This window comes from Sphingomonas sp. ASY06-1R, assembly GCF_052180265.1.
In the GTDB taxonomy this organism is placed as follows: domain Bacteria; phylum Pseudomonadota; class Alphaproteobacteria; order Sphingomonadales; family Sphingomonadaceae; genus Sphingomonas_I.
Map to the genome: position 1 here is coordinate 672,729 of NZ_CP197464.1, position 12,554 is coordinate 685,282.

Sequence of the window (12,554 nt, forward strand, 5' to 3'; positions counted from 1 at the left end):
GCCGGGAGCTCACGCGGCCTGATCGGTTACCGCATCGGGCACGTCCTTCGGCTGGCGTAGCCGGCCGACCGCCTCCGCGACCCCTTCGCCATAGGCGGGATCCGCCTGTGCACAATGGGCGATATGACGTGCGATGATGGGATCGGAGGCGCCGTGGATCGCGCGTGCGGTATTGTCGAACAGCGTCCGACGCTGGGATGGCGTCATCAAGCGGAACAGATTGCCCGGCTGGCTGAAATAATCGGGGTCGTCGCGATGATCCCAATGCGCCGCAGCGCCATCGATGCGAAGCGGCGGCTCGGCGAGATCCGGCTGGTCCTGCAGCGCACCTTTGCTGTTCGGCGCATAATGGACGCTGCGCCCGCCATTCCCGTCGACACGCATCGCGCCGTCGCGATGATAGGCATGGACCGGGCAGCGGGGCGCATTGACCGGGATCTGGGCATGGTTCACGCCCAGTCGATAGCGCTGGGTGTCGCCATAGGAAAATAGCCGCCCCTGCAGCATCTTGTCGGGCGAAAAGCCGATGCCGGGCACGATGTTCGACGGTGCAAACGCCGCCTGTTCGACATCCTGGAAGAAGTTTTCGGGGTTCCGGTTCAGCTCGAACTCGCCGACCTGCAGCAGCGGATACTCGCTTTTCGGCCAAATCTTGGTGAGATCGAACGGGTTGAACGGCGCGCTGGCTGCCTGATCCTCCGTCATGATCTGCACGAACATCGTCCACTTGGGATAATCGCCCGCCTCGATGCTGTAGAACAGGTCGCGCTGATGGCTTTCGCGATCGGCGCCGATGGTCTGCTGGGCCTCGGCATCGGTCAGATTAGCGATGCCCTGCTGCGTCCGCAGGTGGAACTTGACCCAGACCCGCTCGTCCGCGGCGTTGATGAAGCTGAACGTGTGGCTGCCAAAACCGTGCATGTGGCGCCACGATTTGGGAATGCCCCGTTCGCTCATCACGATCGTGATCTGGTGCAGCGCCTCCGGCAGCAGCGTCCAATAATCCCAATTATTCTCGGCGCTGCGCAGGCCCGTATGCGGATCGCGCTTCACGGCGTGGTTGAGATCGGGGAATTTAAGGGGATCGCGGATGAAGAAGACCGGCGTGTTGTTGCCGACCAGATCCCAATTTCCCTCCTCGGTATAGAATTTCATGGCGAAGCCGCGAATGTCGCGCTCCGCATCAGCCGCGCCGCGCTCGCCCGCGACGCTGGAAAAGCGCACGAACATGTCGGTCTGCTTGCCGATCTCCGAAAAGATCTTTGCCTTGGTGAAACGGGTGATGTCGTGCGTCACCGTGAAGCGGCCGAACGCACCAGCACCCTTGGCGTGCATGCGCCGCTCCGGAATCACCTCGCGATCGAAATGCGCCAATTTCTCCAGGAACCAGATGTCCTGAAGCAGCGCGGGGCCGCGGCGGCCCGCAGTGATGATATTATTATCGTCGGCGACAGGCGCGCCAAAGGCTGTCGTTAGCGTGCTCAATTTACCCTCCCGGTCACACATCGAAGACGGACATTAAAGCGAAGGAGGGTTTTTACCGCAAACAATAAATTTAATGGCACATGACATTAAGGCGCGGACATAATGGCCCAATTCGCCCATAGGCGACGCGAAACGATGCTAGCTCGGTCAGCTGAGAAAGCGGCGGGGTCCGCTGAGGCAACGTGCCAGATCGTGGGCTGCCGATCGGGCGGAAGCCGCCGTCAGGTTCGCCATGCCGATGCGGATGGCGGGGGGGCTTTCGATCCGGAACGGCTCGCCGGTCTGGATGGCCCAGCCCAGGCCAAGCATCGCCTGCGCGACGTCGGCTTCGCGCTGCACCGGCACCCAGATATGAACACCGGAGCGCCCCTGCGCCGCGATGCCATATTCCTCCAATACACCAAGAAAGGCAGCGCGCCTTTCCCGATAGGCAGCCCGCGCTGCCTCCATCAGTCGGTCGGTTTCGGGCGACTCCCACAGCGCCCGCGCCATGCGCTGGATCAATCGGCTGACCCACCGCGGGCCCAGCGCATGCTGGCGGCTGATCCGATCGATCGTGACGTCATCGCCCAGCGCGATCGCCAGCCGATAATCGGGGCCGAGGAATTTTGAGACGGATCGTACGAACAGCCAGCGGCCGTGGCGCGGCGGAAGCAGCGCCAGGCTGTTTTCCGACAAGGGTCCCCAATGGTCATCGATCACGATCAATACTTCGGGATGCTCCGCGAACAGCCTGGCGAGCGCCTGCGCGCGGGCGGGGCTGATGTCGGCACCCGTCGGGTTTTGCGCGCGCGGCGTCAGCACCACGGCGGCGGCACCTCCACGCAGCAACGCCGCGACCGCATCGGGCAGGGGGCCTTCCTGGTCCATCGGCATCGGCTTCAACCGCGCTCCCAGCGATCGCAGCAGATCGAACAAAGGGGGAAAGCCGGGATCCTCGACGAGGACATAGGCTCCTGGGCGAAGCTGTGCGCGCATCGCCCGCTCGATCGCATCCAGCGCGCCCGACACAAAGCACATGTGCCGCGTATCCAGGCCCTCAAACCCCAGCCGTTCGCGGACGAGCGCCACCAGGCCGGGATCGTCGGCCTCCGCATCATAGCCGCTGGAGCCGAGATCGACCCGGTCCAGTATCTGGGCGAGCGGAGGGAGAAAGCTGGAATCAATATTTCCCGACGCAAGATCGCACGCGCCGCTCGGCAGCTCCAATGCGCGCCCTTCGAACGGATGGATCCTGGCGATGCGCATGCCGCCCCGGCCGGGTCCGCCGATCAGAATGCCAACGTCGCGGAGCCGGGCATAGGCCGATGCGACCGTGTTGCGGCTGACACCCAGCAACAGGCCGGCATCGCGCACACTGGGAAGGCGATCGCCCGGCAGCACCAATCCGAGACGCACGGCGCGCTCGACCGAGGCCGCAATGTCGACGGCCGTCTCGCCCGAGAGGAAGATGTGCGACATCCGGCACGCCTAATGATCCCTCTGAGGCGAGTAAAGCGCAGCGCAGCCTCGTCCGGGCCGTACAATCCCTATACCGGCGAACGGTTAGCCTTATCTATGCCAAAGTATATTTTGACATATGACATTACCGAATGTTAGATTGGGTGCGAGACGAGGTGCGCGCTTTCGCCGTCGCCGATCAAGAGGGGGAGAATAGACATGGCTTCACGTACGTTTGCGACGCTGGTCGCGTCGGGGATCGCCATCAGCAGCCTATGCGGCGTGGCCACCGCGCAAACCTACAAGGTCCACCTGACCGCCCTGAACGCCGGCAAGATCGGCAGCGCGGCCGAGGGCGATGCGACGCTGAAGGTGGTTGGCGACCGGCTGGAAGTGCGGATCAAGATGAACGGCGTGCCCGCCAATATCGAGCATTGGGAGCATTTCCACGGCTTCGCCGATGCGCGCAACGCCACCTGCGTTACCCCGGATATGGACGCCAACAACGACGGCTTCATCGATTTGCTCGAGACCGAGCCGGTCTCCGGCACCACAATGGTGCCCTTCAACGACAAGCCTGAAGAGATGCAGATCCCGACCCACACCTATCCGCATGCCTCCGCACGCGGGAATTTCGACTATACCAAGTCCGTGCCCCTGGCGCAGCTCGCCGCGAAGTTCGGTCAAACCTATCAGGGGCAGACGATCGATCTGGAGCGTCGGGTCATCTATGTGCACGGCGTGCCAAGCGACTCCGGCCTGCCGACCACGGTCGGCTCGCTCGGCCCGGTGCCGTCGCATGTCACGCTGCCGATTGCCTGCGGCAAGATCGTGAAAGTGGCAGGCTGACGTGGCACCAGGGCAGCGCCACGCTGGTCCTTCAGGTCTGCCGCGGCGGGTCGGCGGGCAGCAGGTCGATGGCATCATAGGCGACGCCGGCGCTGAGAAAGCCTTTGCCGCCCTTGCCGCTGGCAATGGACAGTCGCAGCTCGTTCGCGCCGGCCTTCAAGGCGGACGCGGGGATGGCGAAGGTGAACATGCGATTGTTGCCGCGATAGGAGCCAACCGTCAGGCTGCGCGTGGCCGGCTGCACCGATGGCGGCGGAACCGGACCAGTCCAGCCGTTCACCTCAATCGTCGGGCGGGCGTTGGCGAAGGCGATCGTGACCCCGATCCGCAAGAGCGACGCTCTCACCTGCTGTGGGGACATCGTGAAGCGTATCACCAGCGGACTATTGACGTCCGCCCATTGGCAAGCCGGGAAATCGCGCGCCACGATCGATGATCCGACCAGAAACGGCGCCGCCTTCCAGGATGCCATGCGAACGTCGGACGGGTGCATCATGGTCATCTTGCCGCCGTTCCGGAATTCAGCGGGCGTTCCGTCCCAATGGCCAGTCCGCCAGACCGCCGGTGCGCGCTCGGGATCGTTCTCGATCCGCACCGGACCCAGCGCGGATGTGCGGCCGGCATCGATCGTTACATCGCGCGTCGCGACCGCCAGCTCGCCTTTGTAGACGGTCATGGCATAGGTACCCGGACGTATTCCGCCGCGCTGAAAGCGCCCGCCCGCCGGGGAGGCGTCCGTCCAATATTGAGCCGCCGCATTGGCGAAGCCGATCGTATAGCGGAAGGCTGGATTCGTTCCGATCAGCCCGGCGCCGGCAATCGCGCCGCGCCGATCGGGCGGGACATACCCGGCAAGGCCCATCCGGGCGAGCCAGTCCATGTCGGGTGGGGCGGGGGTTTCGCCATGCGTGAACAGCAGCGCGTAGGCGTTCAGGATGCCGGTCCGGTACGGCTCGGTCTGCACTTCGTTATAATTGACGATATAGGTCAGTTCCTGGTCCACCGCCGCGCCCTGATCGCGCAGGCTGCGGTAGAAGGGGCCGCCCGATCCCCCCTCATTGTCGTCGCGCGCCATCCATAGGCCGACGCGGCGGCCTCGTGCACCGAAGAGCTGCCAATCCTTCAGCCGCATGTTCGAATAATGTTTGGAGCGCGTCTGCCCATCGGCCAGGCCGAACACGTCATGCGCCTCGACCGTGCGGACCGCCTGGCTCACATCGGCGGCGGGCGGACCGTCGGGCAGAAGGCGGTGGGGAATGCGGGCGACGAACCGCACCAGGTTCGGCTTGGGCTCGCGCGTGAAATAGGTCCCCATGAAGATCGCAGCGGTACCGCGGCGGGCCAGATAATAATGGATCAGGTCGCCCGCCCGGACGGTGACCTTGATGTGATCGGCGTCGGGCTGCACGGCCGAGACGTCTACCGGCGGCTGTCCGTCATACAGGTCCGCAAAGCCGGAGTTGATCTGACTTCCTTTGTTCGGATCCTGATAGTCGACGCCGTCATAGACCATCGAGATGATGTCGCCCGGGCGGCGGGCATGGCCTTCCTCGCCACGTCGGCTGATCCGGAAGACAAGGCCCGCACCGGTGTCGACGGTGATGGCCTGGGCGTCCTGCCGCAGGCCGAACGATGCGTCCGGGGCGGTCGCGCCCTTCGCCGGGCCGGGCGTGCCCAGCCCGCCGGTGACGCAGAGCATCATCACGCCAAGGGCGATGCGTCTCATGGGCGTCAGTCTGCGTCGGCAGCGTTTTGGCGGTCATGCTCCGTCGGAAAGGGAACCCAGCGCCGGTCGCAATCCGGGCGGGCACCCGTGGCATCAGGTCCGGATAGACCGGGCGGGCGCGGGGAGACCCCGCCCGGGCCGACGGTGATCGTGGCAAAGTTGACCTGCCAGTGCGACGCCGCGCCAAAGCGGACGCCGTCCAGCGTCAGCGCCAGCGGATGGGCGGCATCATAGCCCTGCACGATCAGATCGCCATCGCCGCCCGTCACGTCATGCAGCAGGATGTCGCGGTAGATAGGGATGGCCATGCCCTGCGCGGCCGAATCGTAACGCGTATCGAAATCGATCGGCATGCGATTGTTGCGCAGGCAGATATCCTCGAACCGGACTTGGTGGACCAGGCCGCCGCGACTGGCATCGCTCTTGATCCGCAGGCCCGATGTCGTGCCGTCCAGCGTGACGTCGCGGACGAGAATGTCGCTGACGCCACCGATCGTCTCGCTGCCGATCGACATGCCATGGCCCCAATAGAAATGGGTATGGACCACCGAGATATAGCGCGACGGGCTGCCGCGCCCGGCCTTGATCGCAATATTGTCGTCGCCTGCACGAATATAGCTGTGCGCGATCGTGACGTCCTGCGAGCCGCCCGGATCGATGCCGTCGGTGTTGCGCGCATCCGCCGGCGTGTCGATCCGTATGCCCCAGAAGGTCGCCCCATCCACGTCGGTTAGCGCGACGTGGAAATTGGGCGCGTCGTGCAGGGTGACGCGATAGAAGACGATATTCCGTGCGCCGATTACCTGGATCAGCCGCGGGATATTCTGGTCGCCGCCCTCTTGCTGCGCGCGGCGGGCGAGCTGCCACCAGCTTTGGGTGCGGCCCGCCATTGCGTGGCCGCCCTGGCCATCGATCAACCCTTCGCCGACGATGCCGCCGCCGTTGGTATGCTGGAACAGGAGGAAAGGGCGGCAGCCTTTGCCGCTGCTGTCGATCGTCCCGCAGCGGCCGCCGCCATTATCATGGGCATGCGGGTCTGCCGACGCCGCCAGCACCGCGTCGCGATCCAGCCAGAGCGTCACGCCCGACTTCATGACCAGCGGGCCGCTGACGAAGCGCGCCTGGTCGGCGCCGGCCACAAGCCGAACCGCCGATCCGGCGGGACAGGCGTTGATGGCGGACTGCAATCGCCGGGTGGCGTCGCCGGATGTGGGTGCAAGCGTCGCGCACACCTGGCGCGGCAGGGCCGGTTCGCGCACCGTCCTGCGATCTTGTGCGTACAGCGACCCTGGGATGGCCAGGGCCGTCAGGCAGAAGCAGGGGAACCACCCACGCATCATCCGGCCGCCATGTCGTTGCGATGCCACCAGCCGCCGCCCATCGCCTGAAACAAGGCGGCGCTGTCGGCATACAGGGCGGCGCGTGCCTGCTGCAGCGCCAGGTCGGTCTGCCAATAGGCCTGCTCGGCATTCAGCACCTGGAGCGGCGCGATCGCCCCCAATCGGGCCTGACCGCGGGCGATGGTGACGCTGGCAGATGCAGCGCGTTCCGCTTGCTCCGCGGCCTGGAGCGCGGCCCGATCCGTCGTGATCGCCGCCAGCGTGTCGGATACATTCTGGAAGGCGGCGAGCACGGCGCCGCGATATTGCGCCTTGGCGGCGTCATAGGCGGCTTCGGCGGCATGCTGCCGGTGGCGCAACGTGCCGCCGTCGAAGATCGGCGCGGTCAGCCCGCCGACAATGCTCCACAAGATATTGCCCGGCGCGAGCAGCGACGCGAAGTTGGTCGATGCGCCACCCGCGCTGCCGCTCAAGGTGATCGCCGGCAATCGCGCGGCGATCGCGACGCCCACCTGGGCTGCGGCGGCGTGCAGGTTCGCGGCGGCGGCGCGAACGTCCGGCCGCTGATCGACCAGTTGCGCGGGCAGGCTGAGCGGCAGGTTCTGCGGCAGCGACACGTCCGCAAAGGTGATGTTCGGCTGTGCCGCATCAGGCATCTGCCCGGTCAGCGCCGCGATCAGATCGCGCTGCTGCGCCAATTGCCGTTCGAGCGCCGGCAGCGTCTGTTCGGTCTGGGCCAGCAGCACCTGCTGCGCGGCGACATCGGCCACGGCCGCATCGCCCAGGCGCAGGCGCCCGCGCATGATCTGGAGGATCTGGCTTTGGGCGGCGATGCTGTTGCGGGTCGCCCCGATTTGCGCGCGTAAGGAAGCCTCCGTCACCGCGGCGGCGACGATGTTGGAGGTGAGCGTGAGATAGGCCGCCTCCATCTGGAATCGTTGCGCTTCCGCGGCGGCGCTGCTGCTTTCGGCCTGACGGCGAATGCCGCCGAACAGATCGAGCTGATAGCCGACGTTCAACTGCCCCGTGTGCAGCGTGTAGAGGTTGCGATTGGATTGCAGCGGCGATGCCAGCACGTCTGGGTTGCGCGCGCGCGACACGGTCGTCGCCAGATCGACGCTCGGCAGATAAGCGCCATGGTCCGCCGCGGCCAGCTGCTGCGATTGGCGTAGGGCGGCGCGGGCCGCGGCCAGATCGGGATTGGCGGCGATGCCGCGCCGCACGAGCGCATCGATCGCGGGCGACTTGAACAAGGTCCACCAGTCGCCCGGAATATCCGCCTCGACCACGGTATGGTCGTTCGCGGGCACATTGGCATAGGCCGCATCGGCCGGCGCCGAAGGTTGGTGGAAGTTCGGGCCCACGGCGCAGCCCGAAAGGAGCAGCAAGGCCAGGCAGCCGCCCGTGCGGTATGAAAATGCGGTCGCCATCGTCATGCTCCCCCGGCCGGCGCCGCACCACGCGGCCGCCCTTGCCGGCGTGCCGCCCGGCGCGATGCGGCGCGCTCGATCACATAATAGAGCGTCGGCACGACGAATAAGGTCAGCGCGGTCGCGACGATCAGGCCACCCACCACCACCGTGGCCAGGCCGCGCTGCACGTCGCTGCCAACGCCCGTGTGAACCGCGGCCGGCAGCATCCCGATCGTCGCCACCGTCGCGGTCATCAGGACCGGGCGCAGCCGTTCATTGGCGCCGCGCAGCACCGCTTCGAGCAGCCCTTCGCCATCGACCCGATGCGTGTTGAGGTTCGACACCATGATGATCGCATTCTGGATCGCCACACCGAACAGCGCGATGAAGCCGACGGAGGAGGCAACGTTCAGCGTCGAATGGGTCACGTGCAGCGCGACCAGGCCACCCAGCGTCGCCAGCGGCACCGCGCCGAGGATCAGCAACACCTGCCGCACCAGCGCGAACTGGATATAGAGCAGCAATCCCATCGCGCCGAACATGACGCACAGGATCACCCGCAGGCGGCTTTCCGCCCGCGCCTGATTCTCGAACTGGCCGCCCCATTCGAGATGATAGTTCGTCTTGTCGAACTTCACCTGCGCGGCGATGTTGCGTTGCGCGTCATGCAGGAAGGAGCTGAGATCGCGGTCGCGATAGTCGAGCTTCACCGTCAGATGACGATGGCCCATCTCGCGCGTGATCGTGCTTTCGCCCATCTTCAGCTGGATGTCGGCGACGGCGGATAGCGGAACCTGCGCGCCGGTGCCGGTCGTGATCGGCAGGTTGCGGATCTCGCCAATCGTGCTGCGGGCCGCGGCGGGGAAGCGGACAGCAATGTCGTAGCGCCGATCGCCGACATAGAGCTGGTCGATGCCGGCGCCGCCGATCCCGGTCTGGATCAGCTCCGCAATATCGCCGGCGTTGACGTTAAGGCGGGCACAGGCGGCGCGGTCGATGCGGATCACCAGCTGCGGCAGCGGCGGTTCCTGGTCCAGCGCGACATCGGCCGATCCGGGCGTCTTGTTCAGGACGGTAACGATCGCATTGCCGATCCGGCGCAGCTCGGCGAAATCGTCGCCATAGATCTTGATGACCAGCTCGCTATGGGCGCCCGCCATCTTGTCATAGACGCCGTCGATCATCGGCTGGCTGAAGCCGACGGTGAAGCCCGGCATGGTCTTGAACTTGGCATCCATGCGCCGGATCAGATCGGCCTTGGTCTCGCCGGACGGCCAGGTGCTGGGCGGATGCAGCCCCACGCTCGCCTCGATGTGCGATGGCGTGAACGGATCGGTGCCGTCGTCATTCCGGCCCAGCTGGGTCACGATATAGGAGGTTTCGGGGAAGGTGCGCACGGCGCGGCGCAGCTCGCCCGCCATCCCCTTGCTTTCCTGCAGCGATATGCCGCTCGGCAACTGGACCTGCAGCCAGATCGATCCCTCATCCAGCGCCGGCAGGAATTCGCGGCCGACGGTCGCGCCGAGCAGCAGCACCGCGACCGCGGCCACACCGGCGACGGCATAGATGATCGCCGGCGTCGCGAGGCAGCGGCGCAGGGCGACGCCATAGCCGCGCTCGATCCGCAGCAGGACCGGATTGTGGAAGGTCTTGGTGGGCTTGCGGAAGGCGATATAGGCCAGGCCCGGCACCAGGGTCATCGCGACCAGCAGCGCGCCCAGCAGGGCATAGCTGACGGTGAACGCCATCGGCGTGAACAGCTTGGCCTCGATCCGCTGAAAGGCGAACAGCGGCATATAGGCGGTGATGATAATGATCGTCGCGAAGAAGATCGGCCGGCCGACCTGGACCGCGGCATCCACCGCTTCGGCGCGCGTCAGCGGCTTGTCCGGCCGGGCCTCCCGCCGCCGCAGTAGCGATTCCATCATCACGATCGCGCCGTCGACGATGATCCCGAAGTCGATCGCGCCGAGCGACAGCAGGTTGGCGGGCACATGCGTGACGTTCATCAGGATGAACGCGATCAGCATTGCCAGCGGTATGACGACCGCGACGATCAAGGCGCTGCGCACGCTGCCCAGAAACAGGATCAGCACGATTAGGACCAGCCCGACGCCCTCCAGGACGGTGTGGGACACTTTGTCGATCGTGGTGTGCACCAGATCCGATCGGTCGAGATAGGGCACGATGCGCGCGCCCTTGCGCGCCAGTTCGACGTTGAGCTCCTCCACCTTGGCATGGACATCGTCCATCACGTGCGAGGGATTCTCGCCACGCAGCAGCGTGACGATCCCCTCGATCGCGTCACCATGCTCATCCTTGCCAAGGATGCCGTGCCGTTCCATCTGGCTCAGCCGGACCTTGCCGAGATCGCGCACCAGCACGGGCGAGCCGCCCTTTTGCGTGACCGCGACATTGCCGAGATCGCTTAGATCATGCAGTGCGCCGACGCCGCGCACGACATAGCCCTGCTCGCCGCGCGTGATGACGCTGCCGCCCGTGCTGTGATTGTTGGCGGTGATCGCGTCCTCGACCGATTTCAGCGACAGGCCGAAGCGCTGCAGCTGGGCCGGATCCAGCTCCACCTCATATTGGGTGGTGATGCCGCCGAAATTGTTGACCCCGGCCACTCCCTGGATCTGCGATAGCGCGGGGATCACCTCCCATTGCTGCAGCTCCGACAATTCGCGTTGGCCCAGCGTGTCGGATTCCAGCGTGTAGCGATAGATTTCGCCGATCGGGGAGGTGAGCGGATCGAGGCCGGGCGTGATCCCGGTCGGCAGCGTCACACCCTGGATCCGCTCCTGGATGCGCTGGCGCGACCAATAATCCTCAGACCCGTCGCGAAAAACGAGTGTGATCAGCGACAGCCCGAACGTGCTCTTGGAGCGCATGATCGTCAGGCCCGGCGTGCCGTTGAGCGCGCGCTCCAGCGGAATGGTGATCTGCTGCTCCACCTCCTCGGCGGCCAGGCCGGGCGCCTGGGTAATCACCTGCGAACTGACGTCGGCGATATCGGGATAGGCTTCGATCGACAGCTGCCGCCACGAATACCAGCCATAGGCCGCCACCAGCAACGCGATCAGCAGGACGATCCTGCGCCGCGTGATCGCCAGCCGGATGAAGCGCTCAATCATCGAGCAGTACGCCGCCCTTGGCGATGATCCGCTGCCCCGCGGCAAGGCCATGCGCGATGGTCGTGCGATCACCTTGTTCGTCGCCCGTGTCGACCACACGGCGCTCGAACGTCCAGGGCGCAACCTCGACGAACACGGTCGTCGCGTCGTCCTTCAGCAGCAGCGCGCTGGTGGGAACGGAGGGCGCGCGCCCCGCCGATGCCGCGAAGCGGACGCTCGCGAACATACCCGGCTTGAAGCGCCCATCTGGGTTGGTGACGGCGATCCGGACTTTGGTGCGGCGCGTATCCGGATCCAGGATCGGGGCGATCGACTGGACACGCCCTGCGACGCTCTCGTTCGGAAAGGCATCAAAGCGGATCTGTGCCGGCTGGCCGACATGGATGGATGCGATATCCGCCTCACCCACATTGGCGGTGACCCAGACGGTGCCGATGTTGGCGACCGTCATCAGCGGCGCCGTGGGATCGGTCCAATAGGCACCTGGCGCGGCCGCCAGATCGGTGACGACGCCCGCCGCCGGCGCGACCAGAGCAAGGCCACCGCCCCGCACCGCGCGGGACTGGCCGAGTTGTTGCAGCCGGGCATGCGTCCGGGCCGCTTCGGCTGCTGCTGCGGCATAATCGGCCTGCGCCTGCTGAACGTCCTTGTCGGCAGCGCCGCCGATGGCCTTCAGGCCGAGCGCGCGGGTGCGCGCGGCGGACGTCAGCCGCAGTTGCGCCTGCGCATGCGTATCGTCGGCAAGTGCGGACGACAGATCGGGCGAGGCCAGCCCGGCAAGCATCTGTCCGGCCCGCACATGATCGCCCAGCCGCACGCCCAGCGTGACGATCCGGCCGGCGATCGGCGTAAGGATCCGCGCCTGCCGTTCCGGATCGGCCTCCACGACGGCCGGGGCGTCGATCTGGCGATCCATATCGCGATCGCCGACCGGCGTGATCACCAGCCGCGTGCGAAGGGGAGACTGTGCGGGGATCGTGACTTGCCCAGCTCGTGCGACAAAGCTCGGCACGTCCGGGGCCGCCGTCGGCGTCTTCGATCCACAGGACGACAAGGTGCAGAGCAGGGCGGCCAGCATGCCGATGGGTGCGGCGGACGTGATGGACGGAACGCCGCGACGGCGTGCTGTCCCTTCATGGAATGGCATCAGGAATTCCCAGGCTAG

8 protein-coding genes are annotated in these 12,554 nt (G+C 66.0%); 1 reads left to right on the plus strand and 7 read right to left on the minus strand.

Annotated elements, in window-relative coordinates:
- Positions 1 to 9: 9 nt before the first annotated feature.
- Positions 10 to 1,506: a catalase gene (locus ACSBM8_RS03430; RefSeq protein WP_442680260.1), complete on the minus strand. Its 1,497-nt coding sequence runs from the start codon at positions 1,504 to 1,506 to the stop codon at positions 10 to 12.
- Between the two features lie 126 nt (positions 1,507 to 1,632).
- Complete coding sequence (locus ACSBM8_RS03435; RefSeq protein ID WP_442680261.1) at positions 1,633 to 2,946, minus strand: aminotransferase class I/II-fold pyridoxal phosphate-dependent enzyme; 1,314 nt, start codon at positions 2,944 to 2,946, stop codon at positions 1,633 to 1,635.
- 198 nt (positions 2,947 to 3,144) lie between these two features.
- Here ACSBM8_RS03435 and ACSBM8_RS03440 point away from each other — a divergent pair, with 198 nt between their 5' ends.
- Positions 3,145 to 3,774 carry a hypothetical protein gene (locus ACSBM8_RS03440; protein WP_442680262.1) on the plus strand — a complete coding sequence of 210 codons (630 nt, stop codon included), beginning with the start codon at positions 3,145 to 3,147 and terminating at the stop codon, positions 3,772 to 3,774.
- Between the two features lie 31 nt (positions 3,775 to 3,805).
- On the opposite strand, the gene ACSBM8_RS03445 is transcribed toward ACSBM8_RS03440, so the two are convergent.
- Genes ACSBM8_RS03445 through ACSBM8_RS03465 form a run of 5 tightly spaced genes read right to left on the minus strand, consistent with a single transcriptional unit; the run spans position 3,806 to position 12,536 of the window.
- Positions 3,806 to 5,500, minus strand: coding sequence for a rhamnogalacturonan lyase B N-terminal domain-containing protein (locus ACSBM8_RS03445; RefSeq protein ID WP_442680263.1), 1,695 nt, complete (start codon positions 5,498 to 5,500; stop codon positions 3,806 to 3,808).
- Positions 5,501 to 5,505: 5 nt separating this feature from the next.
- Complete coding sequence (locus ACSBM8_RS03450) at positions 5,506 to 6,840, minus strand: glycoside hydrolase family 28 protein (RefSeq protein ID WP_442680264.1); 1,335 nt, start codon at positions 6,838 to 6,840, stop codon at positions 5,506 to 5,508.
- Positions 6,837 to 8,270 carry an efflux transporter outer membrane subunit gene (locus ACSBM8_RS03455; protein ID WP_442680265.1) on the minus strand — a complete coding sequence of 478 codons (1,434 nt, stop codon included), beginning with the start codon at positions 8,268 to 8,270 and terminating at the stop codon, positions 6,837 to 6,839. Before ACSBM8_RS03455 ends, ACSBM8_RS03450 begins: the two co-directional genes overlap by 4 nt.
- A gap of 2 nt (positions 8,271 to 8,272) precedes the next feature.
- The gene (locus tag ACSBM8_RS03460) at positions 8,273 to 11,389 is read right to left on the minus strand and encodes an efflux RND transporter permease subunit (protein ID WP_442680266.1); all 3,117 of its coding nucleotides are present in this window, start codon (positions 11,387 to 11,389) and stop codon (positions 8,273 to 8,275) included.
- Complete coding sequence (locus ACSBM8_RS03465) at positions 11,382 to 12,536, minus strand: efflux RND transporter periplasmic adaptor subunit (RefSeq protein WP_442680267.1); 1,155 nt, start codon at positions 12,534 to 12,536, stop codon at positions 11,382 to 11,384. Before ACSBM8_RS03465 ends, ACSBM8_RS03460 begins: the two co-directional genes overlap by 8 nt.
- Positions 12,537 to 12,554: the final 18 nt, after the last annotated feature.